Raw genomic sequence first — 18,659 nt, 5'->3', positions numbered from 1 at the left:
CCCTACGGCCCGGTGACCTGAACCGGCCGGTCGGTGCTCTGGTACGGCGGCCGCAGCGCCCGGGCGGCCCAGCGGCCGTCGGTGCGGCTGATGTGCACCGGGTGGTCGAAGCACTTGCTGATGGCGTCGGTGGTCAGGACCGCGTCGACCTCCCCCGCGCTCAGGCACTCGCCCTCCCGCAGCAGCATCGCGTGGGTGGTGCTGGCGGGCAGCTCCTCCAGGTGGTGGGTCACCAGGACGGTGGCCAGTTCGGGGTGTTCCCGGCGCAGGGTGTCCAGGCTCTCCAGCAACTGCTCACGGGCGGCCAGGTCCAGACCGGTGGCCGGTTCGTCGAGCAGCAGCAGCCGGGGGAGGGGCATCAGCGCCCGGGCGATCAGCACTCGGCCGCGCTGGCCCTGCGACAGGGTCGGCCAGCGCGCGTCCAGCTTCCCGCCCATGCCGAGGGTGGTCAGCAGCCGGTCGGCCCGGTCCCGCTGCTCTGGGGTGGGGTGGCGGCGGGGGACCGGCTCCACGGTGTTGGTCAGCCCGGTGAGCACCACGTCCCGCACCCGCAGCGGGGAGCGCAGCGGATGCCGGGGATCGACATGGCCAACGAACGACCGCAGCTCCCGCAGATCCACCCGCCCCAGCGTGCGGCCGAGGACCTCCACCGTGCCGTGCGTCGGGTGCACCAGCGCGCCCGCGAGGCTCAGCAGGGTGGACTTGCCCGCGCCGTTGGAGCCGAGCAGCGCCCAGTGCTCGCCCTGGTGGACGGTGAGCGAGATCGAGCGCAGCAGCGGGGTGCCGTCGCGCACCACATCCACATCGCTGAGCCTGAGTACGGGGACGGCCGGGGCGGTCACGGGGCCGCCACCTCCTTTTCGCTGTCGAAGAGTTCCATGACGGCCTCGAGATGGGAGACCGTGGCCGCGATCGCGGCGTCGGCGTCCCCGCGTGCCAGCCCGTCCAGCAGCTCGGCGTGGGCGCACGACACATCGGGCAGTGCCGTCTCGTAGCTGACCATCTCCACCAGCGCCGTACGCAGCACCGGCAGGACGGAGGTGAACAGGCCGAGCAGCACGGCGTTCCCGGACAGCTCCACCACGGCCCGGTGGAAGGCCAGATCGGCGTCCACGAAGGCGGCCGGATCGCCTCCGGTCCGCTCCTCGCGCAGCGCGAGATGGTCCCGCAGCCGCCCGATGTCCTCGGGGCGCAGGCGCCCGGCGGCCAGCCGGGCGGCCTCGACCTCGAGGGCGCGGCGCACCTCGTACACCTCCCGCAGCCGGGCCCGGCGCAGCAGCCGCCGCATATCGCCTTCCCCGGCGGGAGCCGGGGGCTCGGCGGCGTAGGTGCCCGAGCCATGGCGCACCTCCACCAGCCCGTCATGGGCCAGCAGCCGCACGGCCTCCCGCACCGAGGAGCGGCCCACGCCCAGTTCGGCGGCGAGCGCCACCTCGTTGGGCAGCCGCTCACCGGGCCGCCAGCGGCCCTCCGCGAGCATCGCGCGCAGGGCGCTCTCGACCCGCGGCACCACGGGCCCGTGCCGCAACCGTGCCGTCTCCGCCACCGCGCCGCGCCTTCCTGAACGATCTTCCGAGGACGGCGGGACTCTAACACAGAGTCCTCAGACGTCTGAGGACTTGCCGTGGCCGCCCCGGCCGGACGCCCTGGGAGCCCTGGAGGCCCCGGACGTCCGGTAGCTCGGGTGGCTCACCGGTCGTTGTCAGTGGTGCGTGGGAAGGTGGTGCACACCTGGGGGAAGTACGACAAAGGGAGGGGCCGTCATGGGCTGGCATCGGGGGCTGCTGATCGGATTCGATCTGGAGACGACGGGCACCGATCCGCGGACGTCACGGATCGTGACGGCGGCCGTGGTCGAGGTGAGGGACGGGGAGCCGATAGGGCGGCGCGAGTGGCTGGCCGATCCCCAAGTGCCCATCCCCGACGGCGCCGTGGCGGTGCACGGGATCACCAATGAGCGGGCGGCGGCGGAGGGCCGGTCCGCGCGTGAGGTGGTCGAGGAGGTCGCCGAGGTGCTGGTGGCCCACTGGCACGCCGGCGCCCCGGTGGTGGCGTACAACGCGGCGTTCGATCTCAGTCTGCTCGCCGCCGAGTTGGGGCGGCACGGGCTGCGCCCGCTGAGCGAGCGGCTGGAGGGCGCGGAGACCGGGCCCGTGGTGGATCCGTACACGATAGACCGCGCCGTCGACCGCTATCGCAAGGGCAAGCGCACGCTGGAGGCCGTCTGCGGGGAGTACGGGGTGGTGCACGACCGAGCCCATGACGCCGGTGCGGACGCGCTGGCGGCGGTGCGGGTCGCCTGCGCGCTCGCCGAGCGCCACCGCGAGGTCGCCGGGCTCGAGCTGTGGGACCTCCACCGCAAGCAGGTGGGGTGGTACGCGGGCTGGGCGGCCGACTTCCAGTCGTGGCTGCGCCGCAAGGGCACCCCGGACGCGGTCGTGGACGGCGGCTGGCCCCTGCGGGAGGTTGGCGCGGTGATGGGGTAGCGGGGTGGCGGCGCCCGCCAAGCGGAGAGCGGAGCACGCCGCACCGATGAGTTTCCGGCCCCCGGCCGGTCGGAATGGGTGAGGGGCACTGAGGGGCGCTGAGGGGCACCACGGACTCGATGAGGAGAAACCGACCGTGACCGACGACCAGACCACCATGATCGACTTCGCACCCACCGTCCACCGGGTGACGGCGCTGTTCAGTGGCGTCTCGGACGAGGAGCTCAGCGCACCCACACCGTGTGGCACCTACTCCGTGGGAGATCTGCTCGACCACTTCATGGGGTTCGCCATCGGCATGCGCCACGCCGCCGAGAAGACCACGGCCACGGCGGGCCCGGACGACCCCGCCCCCGGGGAGGGGGCGGCGGACCGCCTTGACCCCGAGTGGCGGCAGGAGCTGCCGCGTCGGCTCGACGCGCTGGCGGCGGCCTGGCGCGAGCCGTCCGCCTGGCAGGGCACCACGGAGGCCGGGGGCGTCACCATGCCCGCCCAGATGATGGGCGTCGTGGCGCTGGACGAGCTGCTGATCCACGGCTGGGATCTCGCCCGCGCCACCGGCCAGCCCTACGACTGCGATGCCCGCAGCGCCGAGGCCATCATCGGGTGGCTGTCGGCGTTCCCGGACGAGCAGCGCCCGGACGGCGCGTTCGGCCCCATGGTCTCCGTCCCGGACGACGCCCCGCCGCTGGACCGCGCGATTGCCTTGAGCGGCCGCGACCCGGGGTGGAGGGCCTGAGGAAACGCCGCACGGCGAGTCCGTCGGGCCGCCTGTCCGTGTGCGGGCGGCCGGGGCCCGGTTGGCGGCCCCGGGCCCAACCCGTTCGTCCCGGCCGGGGGGCCGGTGGGTCGTGCCGTCTGCGGCGGGCTGCTCCCCTCCCCGCCCCTTCCCGAAACTGGGGCTGGGCCCCAGATCCCGCACCGGGGCTGGGCCCCAGATCCCGCACCGGGGCTGCGCCCCAGACCCCGCACCGGGGCTGTGCCCCAGATCCCGGGGTCCAGATCACGGAGCCCCTGGTAACGGGAAGGGCGGGGAGGGGAAAGGTCCGCCGGACACCCGTAGGCGCGGGCCGCACGGCGGGTCAGTAGGCGTGCCGCGTGGTGCGTGGTGCGTGGTGCGGCGCAGGGTGGCCGCTGAACCGGAGCCGTTCGTTCAGAACGTGTGCCAGCGCACCGTCGGGTCGTCCTCCCGCAGGGAGGCGATGCGGCGGGTGAATTCGGCGCGCGCCGCCGGGTTGCCCGGGGCGTGCTGGGCGACCCAGGCGCAGCTGGCCGTCTCCCGGGCGCCGCGCAGCACCGCGCAGCCGGGCCACTCCCGGACGTCCCAGCCGTACTCCGCCACGAACGCGTCGTACGCCGCCGCGCCGAGCCCATAGCGGTCCCGGGACAGCGCCATCACCACCAGATCGTGCTCGCGCAGATCGTGCGAGAAGGTCTCCAGGTCCACCAGCACCGGGCCGTCCGGGCCGATGTGCACATTGCGAGGCAGCGCGTCGCCGTGGATCGGGCCGGGGGTGAGCCGTGGGGTCAGCTCCTCGACGGCGGTCGCGAAGTCGTCCCGGCGGGCGCGCAGATACGCCGCGTCCGCCGGATCGATCGCGTTCCCGGCCAGCCGCAGCCAGCGCTCGATCCCGCCCAGCAGATCGCGGCGCGGCAGCGGGAGCGGTGCCGGATCGGCGGGCGGGTCGGGCAGCGCGTGCACCATCCGCAGCAGCTCCGCGAGGTCGCGGGGCCCGGCGGGGCGTACGGGATCGGGAAGCCGCTGCCAGTACGTGACGAGATGGTTGGCGAACGGAAGCGGCTGCTCGAAGCCGAAGCGCCGGTCGGGACGTACCGCGGGCAGCCCCTCCCGGGCGAGCCAGTCGGCGATCCTCAGCTCCCGGGCGGCCCGGTCCCACACCTCCAGATCGCGGCTGATCCGGACCACCAGGGAGAGGCTGTCGACGGCGAAGACGGCGTTCTCACCGAGGGCGAGCAGCCGGGCCTCCGCCTTACCGGCCCGGTAGGGCGGCAGCGCGGCCGAGAGCACCGCCCGTGCCCGCTCCTCCGTCAAGGCGACATCCGCCACCGCCACACCCCTCACTCCTCGTCGTCCCGCCGGCCCACATCTCGGTCGTCCCCCAGCCCCCCGCCCAAGTCTCGCATCGGCTGCCGCAGATGAACCGCTTGACTGCACCGCCCGCCCTCCGCACGATGACGTGGGCTCTCCCACCGGACCGCCCTCCCACCGCGTCCGAAGGAGGCCCTGCCGTGATACCCGTGACCGCCGCCTCGGCGCGCTCGGACCAGGGCTCCGCCCCACCCCCGTCGGCCGCCCCCGGCAAGGGCCCGGGCCGCGCGGCGAGCGGCCACCGGGCGTGGTTCCTGGTGCTGCCCGCGCTGATCCCGATCCTCCTGCTCAGCGTCGGTCCACTGCTCTACGGCATCGTGCTCGCCTTCACCGACTCCCAGGCGGGCCGCACCGACCCCACCCAGTGGATCGGGCTGCTCAACTTCCAGGACCTGCTGCGCGACACCCTCTTCTGGGAGTCCTTCCGGATCGGCCTGGTGTGGGCGGTCGCCGTTTCCGTACCGCAGTTCCTGCTCGCGCTCGGACTCGCGCTGCTGCTCAACCAGAACCTGCGATTCCGCTGGCTGTCGCGGGCGCTCGCGATCGTTCCCTGGGCGATGCCGGAGGTCGTGGTCGGCATCATGTGGCGGCTGGTCTACCACCCCGACGCGGGGCTGCTCAACGAGACGCTCGGCACCCACCGCGACTGGCTCGGCAGCCTGTCCACCGCCCTGCCCGCCGTGGTCGTGGTCGGTATCTGGGCACGTCTTCCGCAGGTCACGGTCACCCTGCTGGCCGGGCTCTCCAATGTGCCGCGCGAACTGCACGAGGCCGCGGCCATGGACGGCGCCGGTGCCTGGCGCCGCTTCCGCACCGTCACCTGGCCCGCCATCAGGCCCATCGCCCTCGCCATCAGCGCCCTCAGCTTCATCTGGAACGTCAACTCCTTCGCGCTGGTCTACGTCCTGACGGGCGGCGGGCCCGGCGGCCGCACCCGGCTGCCGATGCTCTTCGCCTATGAAGAGGCGTTCCGCTACGGCCAGTTCGGCTATGCGGCGGCGATGGGCTGTGTGCTGGTGGCGGTGGTCTCCATCCTGCTGGCCGTCCATCTCGTGGCCCGGCTGAAGGGAGACGACGACGCATGAGCACTCGCCCTACCGCCAGGAGTCCCCGCCCCAGCGCCGTGCGTCGCGGCCCCACCGCCCGGCGTCGCGTGGCCCGCACCGGCCAGTACCTCGCCCTCCTCGGCTATCTGGTCTTCCTCGCCTTTCCGCTGCTGTGGCTGGTCTCCACCGCGTTCAAACCGCCGCGCGAGCTGGCGAGCCTCCACCCCGGCTGGATCCCCGACCATCCCACCCTCGACAACTTCCGCCAGGCGTTCGACGAGCAGCCGCTGCTGCGGTCCGCCGGGAACAGCCTGATCGCCTCCCTCGCCGCCGCGGCCATCACCGTCGTCATCGCCACCCCGATGGCCTATGTGATGGCCCGGCACCACCGCTCCCCGCTGTCCCGGGCGGCCACCGGCTGGATCGTGGTCAGCCAGGCGTTCCCCTTCGTCCTGGTGATCATCCCGCTGTTCCTGGTGCTCAAGGAGGTCCGCCTGATCGACTCCCTCTCCGGGCTGATCATGGTGTACGTGGTGTGGTCCCTGCCGTTCGCCCTGTGGATGCTGGCCGGGTACGCCCGGGCCGTACCGCGCGAGCTGGAGGAGGCCGCGGCCGTGGACGGCGCGAGCAGACTGCGGACGCTGATCTCCGTGACCATGCCGCTGCTGGCCCCCGGCATCGTGGCCACCGCCCTCTTCGCCTTCATCACCGCCTGGAACGAGTTCTTCTTCGCGCTCGTCCTGCTCAAGTCCCCGCAGAAACAGACGATGCCGGTCATCCTCACGCACTTCATCGGCACCGAGGGCGTCGCCGACCTCGGCCCGCTCGCCGCCGCCTCACTGCTGGCGACGCTGCCCTCGATCGTGCTGTTCGCGGTCATCCAGCGCCGGATCACCAGCGGCACCCTGGCCGGGGCGGTGAAGCACTGATGCGCCGCCGAACGCTGCTGGCCGCGTCCGCCGCCGGGACGCTGTCCGCCGCCGGGACCCTGCTCTCCGCCTGCGCGCCCGGACGGCGGCGGGCGGCCGACGGCCGGATCACTCTCCGCTTCCAGTCCCTGGCCTGGCAGCAGGAATCCATCGAGGCCAACAAGCAGCTCGTGGCCGAATGGAACGCGGCCCATCCCGACATCCGGGTCGACTACGTCCAGGGGAGCTGGGACAGCGTCCACGACCAACTGCTCACCTCCTTCGAGGGCGGTGAGGCGCCCGACATCATCCACGACGCCACCGACGACCTCGCCGACTTCGCCTACGGCGGCTATCTCGCCGATCTCACCGACCTGCTGCCCCGGCGGCTCAAGGACGAGATCCCGCCCCAGACCTGGCAGACCGCCACCTTCGGCGGTGGCATCCACGGTGTGCCGTTCCTCCAGGAGCCGCGCGTGCTCATCGCCAACCGCGCCCTGCTGGAGCGGTCCCGGGTGCGGATCCCCACCCCCGAACGGCCCTGGAGCTGGGCGGAGTTCGAGGACGCCGCCAAGGAGCTGACCCGCGACGGGACGTACGGCGTGGCCTGGCCGCTCAAGGAGCCCGTCTCCGCGACCCTCAACCTCTCCCTGTCCACCGGCGGCAAGGTCTTCCACCGGGGCGCGGACGGCAAGGTCACCGTCCGGTTCGACGCCGCCGACCAGCGGGTGCCCCGCGTCATCCACGACCAGTTGGGCGGCGACCGCAGCGCCGCGCGGACCACCCTCGGCATGGGCGGCTCCGACACCCTCCCCGGCTTCTTCGGCGGGAAGTACGCGATGGTGCCCCTCGGCTTCTCCTACCGCCAGCAGATCGTGCAGCAGGCGCCCAAGGGCTTCGCCTGGACCGTACTGCCGTCCCCGGCCGGACCCGGCGGCGACCAGCGGCAGGGGGTCAGCCCGCAGACGCTGTCCATCGCCGCCGACAGCCCGTACCAGCGGGAGGCGGCCCGCTTCATCGACTTCTTCCTGCGCCCACCGCATATGGTGCGGCTCGCCCGCGGCGACTGGATGCTCCCCACGGGCCTGACCGCGCTGCGCGACCCCGCCCTGCACACCCGCCGGCACGGCTGGGCCACCGGCGCCGCCCTGGCCGGACGGCTGCGCCCGGCGCCCGCCCAGTCCGTGCGCGGCTATCCGGAGTGGAAGGACAAGGTGGCCACCCCGGCGCTGCAGGAGTACTACAGCGGGGCGATCGGGATGGGGGAGCTACGGAAGCGGCTGGTCGAGGACGGCAATCTGGTGCTCGCCCGCTACCAGCGGTAGGAATCACCACACGTCGGCCACCGTGACGGCCTCGCCGTCCGGCGCACCTGGCCGTGCCATGGACCCGGTCTCCCCAGCAGACCGCTAACCCCCGGCAAAGGTTGCCCTCGCCCGGCCTTGTCTCTTCTCTTGACGACTTCTTACTTTCGAGTGAACTCTTTTCAAACGCCAGGAAGATTGCTCATGCCCCGAGACATACCGCCGCTCGCCGAGGTCCGCCGGATCACCGAGAAGAAGCGAGACGCGTGGTGGACCGTCATGCTCGTGGACCCGGTGGCCACACCGCTGGTCCGCTGGACCGCCAGGCACACCCGAGCCACCCCCAACCAGCTCACCTGGGGTGCGTTCCTGGTGGGCCTCGGCTCCGCCGCGTGCTTCGCTCAGGGCGACTGGAGATGGCTGCTGCTCGGGGCCGTGCTCTACCACGTGAGCTTCATCTTCGACTGCATGGACGGCAAGCTGGCCCGGCTGACCGGCACCGGCTCGGTCTTCGGGGCCTGGCTGGACTTCGTCTTCGACCGGATCCGGGTGCTGGTCTGCTCGGTCGCCCTGATGGGCGGCCAGTACGCGCGCACGGACGAGGTCCTGTATCTGTGGCTGGCGCTGGCCGTCGCGTCCCTGGACTCGCTGCGCTACATCGACTCGCTGGAGATCTTCAAGATCCGGCATGGGATGCGCAAGCAGATCAAGGCCCGGATGCGGGCGGCCCGCAAGGCCGAGAACCAGGCCGAGCTGGCCTTCATGGAGGACCTGCTGCGGGAGAACCCCGAGGCCGATCTGGAGACGGACCGCGACACGGTGGCTCCGTTGGAGCCGGTGGCGCCGCTGGAGGCCATGGCGGCTGACACGGCTCCCCTGGAGGCCGCGGTGGCTGACACGGCACCCCTGGAGGCCACGGTGGCTGATACGGCTCCCCTGGAGGCCGCGGCGGCCCAGCGCCGCCGCCCCGCCGTCGTCGATCTGCACCAGGAGTTCCGGCGCCGCTTCCCGTGGTGGGTCCGGTGCCGGAACTTCCTGCTGCGCCACCGCATCCGCGCTCATCTCATCAGCGGCATCGAGTTCCAGATGGGCGTGTTCATCATCGGCCCGGCCATCGACGCGGTGGTGGCGACGACCGTCGTATCTGGTGCGCTACTGCTCGTCTTCGAGCTGGCCATCATCTACAAATTGCTGCTGTCCACCCGGGACTTCACCCGCACCATCAACTCCTTCGAGACACCCGATCGCGTTCCGGTCACCACCTCGGTCAACTCCTGAGCGAGGATCAGCCACTGCTCCGGCGTCACATACGCCACCACCACCTCCCGCCCCAGCCCGGCCGCCCGGAGCGGCGCGGTCAAGCTCTCGTCCAGGCTCGTGTCACCGGGGTACCTCAGAGCGGGGTGTAGAGGGAGAGAGGCCACGACGCGTCGGGCCTTCTCGGGCCACCCTGGGCCGAAGAGGCGCCGCGCGGACACCCAGGTGCCGCGCGGACACCCAGGTGCCGTGCGGACCTCTGTGGATCGCCCGACACCGAACGCTCCGTCCGATGGTCAGGGCAGGTGGGTGGCGGTCAATTCCTTCTCCCAGCGGAGAAGGCCGTCGAAGTACCGCCGGCCCTCGTCCGTCCACTCGGCGGCCGGCTCCAGGGCCGTGATGGTGCCCCTGAGGCGTCGTAGGGCGTCGTCGCGCCGTGCGGTGACTTCGGGCGGTGCCGTCGGCTCCGCCGCCCAGCGAGTGAGTCCGTACGCCATGCGGGCCAGGACGTGGGCGGCGTGCACGGCACCGGCGACCGGTCGCGGATCGGGACGCAGCGGGTGGCTGATGACGACGTCGCCGTTGGTTACGAACGTGGCGAAGAAGTTCCGCAGGTACAGGGCATGGTGGCCGGTCTCGTGCAGGAGTGCTTCGAAGGCGGCCGGGGTGCTCTCGACGCTGGAGGTGCCGAGGTAAATGGCTCCGAAAGTCTGGCGGAGCGTGGCCGACCGGAAGGCGCCGCCCTGGACGTACACGATGACGCGGATCAGCAGGTCCGTTTCCAGGGCGGCTTCCGGCCAGACCCGCCGCAAGCTCTCGCGGGCGGCTTCCAGGTGCGCGATCCCCTCCGTCAGGTCCGGGGCGCCGAAGTCGGCGTCGTCCGTTCCTCTGGTCCTCCGTATGTCGGCGAGCAGTTGGTCCGTACCCCATCGGCACCAGTCGGGGAACGAGGACGAACCGTCGGGTGTGAGGTGTTCGAGCGGAGGCATCAGGCCGGCGCTCGCCAGAGCGCGGCCCAGCTCTGCGAGGTAGGCGGGATCCGCACCGCTGCCGGGGGGCGTGCGGGTCGCCGCCCAGACCAGGGCTGGGTGCAGACAGGCCGGTTCGGGCCCGGCCGGGAAGGTCGACTCCAAGCGCCGGAGGACTTCCCGGTAGTGGCCACGGACCAGGCTCAAGGTGCCGGCCGGCGTGATGCCGACCCGGACCGCCTCATCCTGCCCGGCACCCATCAGGCGTCACCCGACCGGGGCTCCACTGCCAGGATCTTGCCGAGCGAGGCTGTCTCCGCCTTCTTGAGCTGCTGTTCGCGGGCCTGGAGACGCCGCACCACCAAAGCGGAGATCAGCTCGTCGCCCAGACTCTCCAATGTGCGGAAGACGTCTTCCCGGACCTCCCTCCAAATCTCCTTCGACTGGCCGCTCAGCGCCTCGGACTTGCTGGGCAGCCGGCCACGCAGGGCGACGCTCCGTTCGGCGGTGAGGTCCAGGACGTCATGCAGGATCTGGGTCCAGGTGTCCTCCACCCCGTCGGAGAAGGCGATGTGGACGGAACCCTCGGCTCCCGTGGTCCCCTCGTGGTAATAGCCACGCGGCAGGTAGAGGCAATCACCGGCGTTGAGGGTTACTTCGAGACACAGCGGGGTCTGCGGGGCGACGCCCGGCTTCGAGCGCTTGACCGGCCACTGCTTCGGCGGCTCGTGCAGGCGCCACGTCTTGGAGCCGGCGAGCTGGCGTAGGAAGATACTCGCAAGGTCGTAGTGTGCCTCGGCGCCCTTGGAGTGTGGTGGGGTCAGGAAGGCGTTGGCGGCGACGGGGACTCCAATGTCCTCGGAGAGCTCCGCGCAGAAGGCTTCCACCTCGGGGCAATAGGTGGACATGGCCTGGAAGACGAGGGTGGCGCCCTCCTGTATCTGCGCCACGACGTATCCCGGATCCGCGAGCCCGGACAACACCCGGCGCTCGTCGTCCCCGTCCTCCCCTGACCTGGCGGCATTCCGGACCCCGATGTCCTGGCCATGACGCCACAGCCTGATGTAGGGGGTGCGCAGCCCTCGCTCGAAGAGGAGCTGCTGTGCGAGGTCTGTCGAGAACACATGGCCCAACTCGCCCATGGCTCGGCTGACGTACGGCTGGGTGTCCCGTATGGACACCAGCTTCGACGGGTCGTCGAGGAGCATCTCCACTGCCATCTCATACCTTCGCGTCTTCGGGGACCGACTGTTCTTCCTGATGGAAATCACGCACCCCGGGCACCGTCAGCGCCAGCAGTGCGGCGCCGAGCTGGACGACCGCGGCGACGACGAGGACGGTCGTGCGGCCCACTGCTTCTGCCAGCGGCCCGATGAAGGCCAGGCCCAGCGGCAGCAGAGCGAGGCTGCACAGCCAGTCGACCGAGCTGACCCTGCCGAGGATCGACGGGGCGAACTGGCGTTGGAGTGCTGTGTGCAGGAGCGTGTTGAAGGGCATCATCGCGAATCCGGCGATCATGTACCCGGCTACCACCCACCACAGTGAGAACGGGCTGAGCAGGACGAGCGGTACGAGCGTGAAGAGGGCATTGAAGATCATCGCGCTCGTTCCGGGATGCTTCAGCCGGATCCGTCCGACGACGATCGTGCCGATGAAGCCGCTGAGACTGAACATGGCGATGACGAAGCCGTAGGTGGAGGGCCCGGAGAACTCCTCCTGGGTGATGATCGGCAGGAGGACCATGTGGGGGGCGACGACCAGCATGGTCTGCACGGCGGTCATGGCGAGGATGGCCGATGTCCAGCGGACGCGGCGTACCGCCGACAGTCCTTCGCTGACCTCCTGGATGATGGAGGAGCGGGTCGTCGGCCGTTTCATCGGCGGTTCGGTGACCGCGAGGACACACAGCAGGCTGACCGCGAACGTTGCCGCGTTGACGGCGAAGGCCACCCGGGTGCCGACGGTGGCCACCAGCACGCCGCCGAGCGCGGGCCCCACCACGGCTGCCGCGCTCTCCATGCTGCCTCGCCAGACGTTGGCGCTGAGCAGCCGGTCCTCGGGCACGATTGAGGGCACCAGACCGCCGTACGCGGGCCGGAAGAACGCCTCACCGCTGCCCACCAGGAAGGTCATCACAGCGAGCGATAGGGTCGCCGTGTCGAACGCGCCCAGCACCACCACGGTGATGGCCACCATCCGGAACGCGTCGGCAAGCACCATCGCCCGTCGCCGGGGCACGCGGTCTGCCCAGACACCGCCGAGCAGCGCGAACAGGACCGTGGCGAGCATCCGGGCGCCGATCACCAGCCCGACGTCGCCGGCGTCTCCGCCGCTCTCGATCACCCGGAGCGATACGGCCACGTTGAAGAGCTGGTCTCCCACGGCGCTGACCGCTTGCCCCGCCCAGAGGAACCGAAAGCTGCGCAGCTCCATTGCGCTGCCGGCCAGGCGGCCGGCCAAGAGAGTCTTGAGGTTGGGCATGCTCAGCCGACCGTGCTCGCCGCCGCGGGTTCCGTCAGCTCTCCGTAGCCGAACCCACAGCAGTCGCCCGTGATGTCCTCGTCCCGCACCAGCTCAGGGTGGTCGGCGCCGGACAGCTGGAGGTTGTCCAGATCGACGGGTTCGGACTCGTCGTCGATGTAGATCTGCGCGCCGTCGGTGATGAGGTCGAGGTGCACCTTCTCCTCGTAGTCGACCACGGCACGATCCTGATTGTGCTGCCCGAACCCGATGTGCACTCCGACTCGCCGTTCATTGATGTGCGAGTTGGCGGGAATGAACCGGTCGATGCCCGAGTTCGTTCCGAAACCCAGTTCGCCCACCCGGGTGCCGTACGGCTGCTTGAAACACAGTGCCACTAGCTCACGGACGTCGTCATCGCCACCGGTGAAGCCCGTAGCGCGCCCGTCCATGATGTCAACCGTTAGAGGGCGGGCCGTCAGCCGTGTGTCGATGCGGGTGATGACGTTGCAGTTGAGAGCCCCATCCGCCACCAGGCGGCCGTCGATCCTGGCGGGGTAAGTGGCGATCTCCCCCGCCGGAAGGATGGTGAAGCCGCCCGGCCGCCACACGCCGCGATTGCTGATCCAGTCGTACCGCCCGGCGTCAAGCTGGATACGGAGGTTGGTGCCGCCTCGGCTGCGGACTCTGATGCTGTCGGCCTTGGTCAGGCGGGTCAGCAGTGCGGCGTTCCGGGCACTGAGTTCGTCCGGTCCGAGGTTGAGGGCCTGCTCGAAGAACTCTCGGGACGCGCTGATGATGCGGACCACCATGCACCGGTCACTACCGAACTGTTGCATCACGTGCAGGAGCGGCGAGAAGTGGGACATCGTGTCTCGTTCGAGCGTGAATATGACGAGCCGGCCGGTGAAGGTTTCAGCGTCCGGTACGGCGGACTTCAGGCGTGCGGCGAATCCGAGATCCACAAGTGGTCGCATGGCGATGAACTGGCTGCTGATCTTTCGCTGCTTCAGTCCGGCGACTAACCAGGCGGCCGCCTCCCGACTGTCCGGGGCGAAGACGACGATGCAGTGATCGCGGACGGAGAGGCCGGCATACCGGTCGAGGAGTGCATCGACTCCATCCTGTAAGTCGCGGCTGGACTGCACAGCGGTCAAGACGTGCTCCTCCTGCTTCGGGCCGGGTCGATGGGAGTTCCGGGCAAAGGGAGGGATCCGGCCGCAGGGATCACGTGCGGCCGGAACCCCGAGAGCCTTGCCGGCACTGTCAGGTGGAGACGAACCACGCCATCAGCGGCCCCTCGTCACCACTGCCGACCGGCACGAGGACCTCGTCCGATTCGGCTGCGGAGAGCTCGCGCAGTGCGTCCTCGACCAGCGACTCGTACGTGGCCATTTCCGCGGTATGAGCTTGCGTCATCCTGACTTCCTCTCAGACAACAACGGTGGTACGACGCTATGCATTATGGATATGCAAAGCAACCAGAATGCTTACGCAACTTCCAGCCAACTTGCCGCACTGGGACCAGGCGGTATTGAGAAGGCTGTCGTTCCATGGACCGAAATGGAACGGCCTATTCGGCAGTGGCGGAGCGAACGAAATTCCCGAGCGAGAACGGGCCAAGAATCCACCTGATCTTTTCGCACACCGAGACGTCACCCTTAAGAGTGTTTCTCGCGTGGCGAGTTTTGCCAGCTTCTTGTAGCGGTCGGGGCGGCTGCCAGGCCGAGGAAGGCGAGGAAATGCGTCCCCTTGCGCTCGTGTACCGGACGGTGAGCCGCCGGTAGCTGAAGAGCCAGGCGATCGACCGATCGATCTTCCAACGCCGGCGGCCGAGCCGTTGGCTCGATTCGGTCCCTGGACGCGCGCGATGCGCGGGACGATGCCGGGCTCGCGGCGCCAGGCCAGGTGCTCGGCGGAGAAGTACGCCTCGTCGGCGCGGAGCCTGCCCGGCCGGCGTCGACGTGGGCCCCGCCGGGAACGGACGGCGAGTATCCCGCGGGTCAGCGGACCCAGCAGTTCCTCGCCGACGCGCTGAACGCCCGGATCGAGGAGGCGACCGGCAGGGTGGGCACCGTGTCGGACCGCGGCCAGGACACCCCGCGGCGTCTTCTCCACCCCACACACCGAACCGGTCACACGGCCCGAAGGCCATGTGACCGGGTGCGCGGGTGTGCGGGCGCTCGGGCGCCTGGAGCGGTCAGACCCTGGCGTGCCGGGGCCGGTCGTCCGCGTCCGGCCTCGCGGGGGCACCCACCGGGGCGGTGGGCCGCTGGGCCGGGGCGGGCTCGTCGTGGGCGAGGTCCGGGAGCCACCGCAGCCACTTCGGCAGGTACCAGTTGCGCTCGCCCAGCAGCAGCATCGCGGCCGGGAGGAGCACTCCCCGGATGACGGTGGCGTCGATGAGGACCGCGGCCGCGAGGCCCACGCCCATCTGCTTCATGGACTGCATCGACAGCGCTCCGAAGATGGAGAAGACCGCGACCATGATGACGGCGGCGCTGGTGACCACGCCCGCCGTGGTGACCACGCCGTGCACCACCGCGTCCTTGGTGTTGCGCCCGGCCAGGCGCGCCTCGCGGATCCGGGAGACCACGAAGACGTGGTAGTCCATGCTCAGCCCGAACAGGATCACGAAGAGGAACAGCGGCAGCCACGAGACGATCGCGCCCACGCCCTCCGCGCCCACCAGACCCGCGCCCCAGCCGTGCTGGAAGACCGCGGTGAGGATGCCGTACGCGGCGCCCACCGACAGCAGGTTGAGCACGATGGAGGTCACGGCGATGGTGAGCGACCGGAAGGACATCAGCATCAGCAGGAAGGCGAAGACCACCACGAAGGCGAAGACCGGGGGGACGGCCGAGCCGAGCTTGTCGTTGAAGTCCTTGGAGGAGGCGGTCGAACCGCCGATGGGGGCGTCCAGCCCGTCCACCGTGCCGAGCGTCGCCGGGCGCACCTCGTCCCGCAGCACGTTCAGGCTCCGCTCGGCCTTGCCCTCGTCCGAGCCGCCGATCAGCGGGACCTCCACCACGGCCACGTTCTGCTTCCGGTGGACGGTCACCTCGACCGGGCCCTTGGAGGCGCCCTTCGCCACGGCCTCGGTACGGAACCGGGCGAGGGCATCGCGTACCGGCGCCGCGTCGATGTCGTCCGCCTTCACCACGACCTTGGCCGGGTCGGACCCGCCCGGGAACGCCTCGTCGATGTGGTTGTACGCGGTGACGACCGGCAGCCGGTCGCCGAACTCCTGGTCCAGGGTGAGGTTCGCGGTGTTCATCCCCACGGCGGGGACGGCCAGCGCGATCAGTGCGCCACTGGCGAGGGCCAGCGACAGCTTGGGGCGGCGCAGCACCGGGCCGAGTACGGTGCGCCAGACCCGGCTCTCGCCGCCGCCGCGCCGCTTGGCGCGGGCCAGGAACGGCACCCGGCCCTTCTCCACCCGCTCACCGAGCAGCGAGAGCAGCGCGGGCAGCACCGTCACCGAGCCGACCATCGCCACCGCCACCACCATCAAGGTGGCGAGCCCCATCGCCTTGAACTCCGCGATCCCGGTGAAGAGCATGCCCGCCATCGCCACGATCACCGTGACACCGGAGACCAGGACGGCGCGGCCGGAGGTGGCCGCCGCGATCCGCAGCGCGGTCTGCGCGTCCCGCCCGGCGGCGCGCTCCTCACGCTCCCGGCGCAGGTAGAACAGGCAGTAGTCGACGCCGACGGCCAGCCCCACCAGCAGCATCACGGAGTTGGCGGTGTCGCTCATATGCACCCAGTGGCTGACCACCGCCACCAGACCGGTGGTGGCCAGGAACGCCGTCATCGCGAGCACGACCGGCAGCAGCGCGGCCACCAGCGCACCGAAGACGATCAGCAGAATGCCCAGGGCCACCGGCAGCGCGGAGAACTCGGCCTGGGTGAAGTCGTCGCCGAACGCGTCGTCGAACGCCTTCTGGCCGCTGGCGTCGCCGAACTCCTCGATCCGCAGGTCCTGGTGGCGGTCCTGGGCCTTGCCCACCGCGTCCAGGACCGGCTGGATGTGTTCCGTCGCCTTCTCCGGGTCGCCGCGCATCTCGAACTGCACCAGCGCGGAGCGCCGGTCGGCGGAGATGGTCTTCGTCTCGTAAGGGGACCGGAGGGCGGTCACCTGGCCGGTGTCGCGTACGCCGCCGATCACCGCGTCGACCGCCTTGTGGAAGGCCGGGTCGTTCGCGGTGAGCCCGCCGTCCTTCGCCTGGATCAGGACGGTTTCCCCGGCTGCGGCGTCAATGCCCGCCTCGTCGAGAATCGTCGAGACACGCCCGGACTCGCCGGGAACCTGCTCGCTGTCCGTCACATCCACCCGGCCCGTCATCGAGCCGACGGCCAGGGCGAGGATGACGAGCAGCACCCAGCCCCCGACCGCCGCCCATCGGTGACGGGCGCTCCAACTGCCCGCGCGAGCGGCTATCCCGCGCGGCCTCTCCAAGCGGCCTGTGTCCGCCACGACATCCCCTTATGCCCTGGTGGCGGAACGTCCCCGCCACTCATGGACGACGCTAGGCCGCGGCGGCGGACCGACCCATCCTGCTGACCGGTGAACCCTCCGGTGGTTCCCTCCATCCGAAGAAGGGGGGACAGCCCTACCTTCCCGATGCAAGCCCCTTACATCTAAAGGGCGTTGACCTTGTGGTCGGGAGCGCGGCGGACGCGAGAACGTTGCCTATGTCACACATCGCCGGGGATCTTGAATTGACCCGTACTCATCAGTCAGGGTCGTGTGAGAACCGGAGTGGCCCCAACACACTCCGGCTCTTTCGCACTTACGGGATCCGACGTGATCCCGGTGCGGATTACCCCCCACAACCGCACGAGGAGGAACCCTCGTCATGGCAGTTCACAAGCAGCGCAACGCGCGTCGACTCGGCCTCGCCGTAGCCGCCGCGACCGCCGTCACCGCCGGTGTCTTCGTGGCCGTTCCGGCCGGGGCCACCACCGCGAAGCCCGCAGAGGGCACCGTCTACGGCACCCAGTCGAAGAGCGCCGTGGACGGCAGCTTCATCGTCATGCTCAAGGGCGGCAAGAGCGTCAAGGCCGCCGCCGAGGGCAAGGACCTCGCCGAGCAGTACGGCGGGAAGCTGAGCCGCACCTACGACTCCGCCATCAACGGCTTCTCGGCCAGCGGGCTGAGCGACACCGAGGCCAAGCGGCTGGCCGCCGACCCGTCGGTCGCCAAGGTGGTCCAGAACCACCGCTACACGGTCAAGGGCACCCAGGAGAACCCGCCGTCGTGGGGCCTGGACCGGATCGACCAGGAAGACACCGAGGGCGACAAGGCGTACAACTACCCCGACAGCGCGGGTGAGGGCGTCACCGCCTACGTCGTCGACACCGGTGTCCGCACCAGCCACAAGGACTTCGAGGGCCGGGCCACGTCCGGCTTCGACGCGATCGACAACGACGACGACGCCGACGACGGCAACGGCCACGGCACCCACGTGGCCGGCACCATCGCCGGAGCCGAGCACGGCGTCGCCAAGAAGGCCAAGGTCGTCGCGGTGCGCGTCCTGGACGACCAGGGCTCGGGCACCACCGAGCAGGTCGTCGCGGGCATCGACTGGGTCACCGAGAACCACGAGGGCCCGTCCGTCGCCAACATGAGCCTGGGCGGCACCCCCGACGAGGCCCTCGACGCCGCCGTGCAGAAGGCCATCGACTCCGGTGTCACCTTCGCCGTCGCGGCGGGCAACGAGTCCTCCGACGCCAGCCAGAGCTCTCCCGCCCGGGTGAAGGACGCGATCACGGTCGCCTCCAGCACCGACCAGGACGAGCAGTCCGACTTCTCCAACTACGGCGACGTGGTGGACATCTTCGCCCCCGGCTCGGACATCACCTCCGACTGGAACACCGACGACGACGCCACCAACACCATCTCCGGTACGTCGATGGCCACCCCGCACGTCGTGGGCGCCGCCGCCGTCTACCTCAGCGGCCACCAGGACGCCAAGCCGGCCGACGTGGCGAAGGCGCTGACGGACGGCGCGACCGCCGACAAGATCTCCAACCCGGGCGACGGCACGCCGAACAAGCTGCTGAAGGTCGTCGAGTAAGCCCAAGTAAGGCCCACCAAGGCTCATGCAGGTGAAG

At 70.5% G+C, this 18,659-nt stretch carries 16 protein-coding genes; 7 read left to right on the top strand and 9 right to left on the bottom strand.

Annotated features, from left to right (window positions below):
* Nucleotides 1-2: 2 nt before the first annotated feature.
* On the bottom strand, nucleotides 3-842 hold the full coding sequence (locus J5X86_RS33385) for an ABC transporter ATP-binding protein (protein WP_208520437.1): 840 nt from the start codon (nucleotides 840-842) through the stop codon (nucleotides 3-5).
* Nucleotides 839-1,546, bottom strand: a complete 708-nt coding sequence (locus J5X86_RS33380) for a FadR/GntR family transcriptional regulator (protein WP_208520436.1) — start codon at nucleotides 1,544-1,546, stop codon at nucleotides 839-841. Before J5X86_RS33380 ends, J5X86_RS33385 begins: the two co-directional genes overlap by 4 nt.
* A 217-nt stretch (nucleotides 1,547-1,763) precedes the next feature.
* Between J5X86_RS33380 and J5X86_RS33375 the strand changes: the two genes are divergently transcribed.
* Nucleotides 1,764-2,486, top strand: a complete 723-nt coding sequence (locus J5X86_RS33375; protein ID WP_208520435.1) for a 3'-5' exonuclease — start codon at nucleotides 1,764-1,766, stop codon at nucleotides 2,484-2,486.
* Between the two features lie 136 nt (nucleotides 2,487-2,622).
* The gene (locus J5X86_RS33370; protein WP_308124795.1) at nucleotides 2,623-3,225 is read left to right on the top strand and encodes a TIGR03086 family metal-binding protein; all 603 of its coding nucleotides are present in this window, start codon (nucleotides 2,623-2,625) and stop codon (nucleotides 3,223-3,225) included.
* A gap of 414 nt (nucleotides 3,226-3,639) precedes the next feature.
* Here the strand turns inward: J5X86_RS33370 and J5X86_RS33365 are convergent, their stop codons facing one another.
* Nucleotides 3,640-4,539 (bottom strand): phosphotransferase enzyme family protein, encoded by a 900-nt coding sequence (locus tag J5X86_RS33365; protein WP_208520548.1) that lies wholly within the window; start codon nucleotides 4,537-4,539, stop codon nucleotides 3,640-3,642.
* Between the two features lie 197 nt (nucleotides 4,540-4,736).
* Here J5X86_RS33365 and J5X86_RS33360 point away from each other — a divergent pair, with 197 nt between their 5' ends.
* The 4 genes from J5X86_RS33360 (at nucleotide 4,737) to J5X86_RS33345 (ending at nucleotide 9,132) form a co-directional block, all read left to right on the top strand.
* Nucleotides 4,737-5,681, top strand: a complete 945-nt coding sequence (locus J5X86_RS33360; protein WP_107439161.1) for a carbohydrate ABC transporter permease — start codon at nucleotides 4,737-4,739, stop codon at nucleotides 5,679-5,681.
* A complete protein-coding gene (locus J5X86_RS33355; protein ID WP_208520434.1) occupies nucleotides 5,678-6,571 on the top strand; it encodes a carbohydrate ABC transporter permease in 894 nt (297 codons plus the stop codon). Before J5X86_RS33360 ends, J5X86_RS33355 begins: the two co-directional genes overlap by 4 nt.
* Entirely contained in the window at nucleotides 6,571-7,875 is a 1,305-nt protein-coding gene (locus J5X86_RS33350; protein ID WP_208520433.1) for an ABC transporter substrate-binding protein, read from the top strand. Before J5X86_RS33355 ends, J5X86_RS33350 begins: the two co-directional genes overlap by 1 nt.
* Before the next feature lie 183 nt (nucleotides 7,876-8,058).
* Nucleotides 8,059-9,132 (top strand): CDP-alcohol phosphatidyltransferase family protein, encoded by a 1,074-nt coding sequence (locus tag J5X86_RS33345; RefSeq protein ID WP_208520432.1) that lies wholly within the window; start codon nucleotides 8,059-8,061, stop codon nucleotides 9,130-9,132.
* A 275-nt stretch (nucleotides 9,133-9,407) separates the two neighbouring features.
* On the opposite strand, the gene J5X86_RS33340 is transcribed toward J5X86_RS33345, so the two are convergent.
* From J5X86_RS33340 to J5X86_RS33315, 6 genes are all read right to left on the bottom strand, one after another.
* A complete protein-coding gene (locus tag J5X86_RS33340) occupies nucleotides 9,408-10,340 on the bottom strand; it encodes an HEXXH motif-containing putative peptide modification protein (RefSeq protein WP_208520431.1) in 933 nt (310 codons plus the stop codon).
* Complete coding sequence (locus J5X86_RS33335; protein ID WP_208520430.1) at nucleotides 10,340-11,299, bottom strand: JmjC domain-containing protein; 960 nt, start codon at nucleotides 11,297-11,299, stop codon at nucleotides 10,340-10,342. The genes J5X86_RS33340 and J5X86_RS33335 overlap by 1 nt, the downstream gene beginning before the upstream one ends.
* A gap of 1 nt (nucleotide 11,300) precedes the next feature.
* Nucleotides 11,301-12,560, bottom strand: coding sequence for an MFS transporter (locus J5X86_RS33330; protein ID WP_208520429.1), 1,260 nt, complete (start codon nucleotides 12,558-12,560; stop codon nucleotides 11,301-11,303).
* 2 nt (nucleotides 12,561-12,562) lie between these two features.
* On the bottom strand, nucleotides 12,563-13,696 hold the full coding sequence (locus J5X86_RS33325; RefSeq protein ID WP_208520428.1) for a hypothetical protein: 1,134 nt from the start codon (nucleotides 13,694-13,696) through the stop codon (nucleotides 12,563-12,565).
* A 109-nt stretch (nucleotides 13,697-13,805) separates the two neighbouring features.
* Complete coding sequence (locus J5X86_RS33320) at nucleotides 13,806-13,958, bottom strand: hypothetical protein (protein WP_159037871.1); 153 nt, start codon at nucleotides 13,956-13,958, stop codon at nucleotides 13,806-13,808.
* Nucleotides 13,959-14,739: 781 nt separating this feature from the next.
* Nucleotides 14,740-17,019 (bottom strand): MMPL family transporter, encoded by a 2,280-nt coding sequence (locus J5X86_RS33315; protein WP_208520427.1) that lies wholly within the window; start codon nucleotides 17,017-17,019, stop codon nucleotides 14,740-14,742.
* A gap of 382 nt (nucleotides 17,020-17,401) precedes the next feature.
* Between J5X86_RS33315 and J5X86_RS33310 the strand changes: the two genes are divergently transcribed.
* Complete coding sequence (locus tag J5X86_RS33310) at nucleotides 17,402-18,622, top strand: S8 family peptidase (RefSeq protein WP_208520426.1); 1,221 nt, start codon at nucleotides 17,402-17,404, stop codon at nucleotides 18,620-18,622.
* The last annotated feature ends 37 nt before the right edge of the window (nucleotides 18,623-18,659 follow it).

The organism is Streptomyces sp. NEAU-YJ-81 (assembly GCF_017592595.1).
Lineage (GTDB): Bacteria > Actinomycetota > Actinomycetes > Streptomycetales > Streptomycetaceae > Streptomyces > Streptomyces hygroscopicus_B.
The sequence above is the reverse complement of the archived record's forward strand: the minus strand, read 5'-3'. Positions and strand labels throughout refer to the sequence as shown.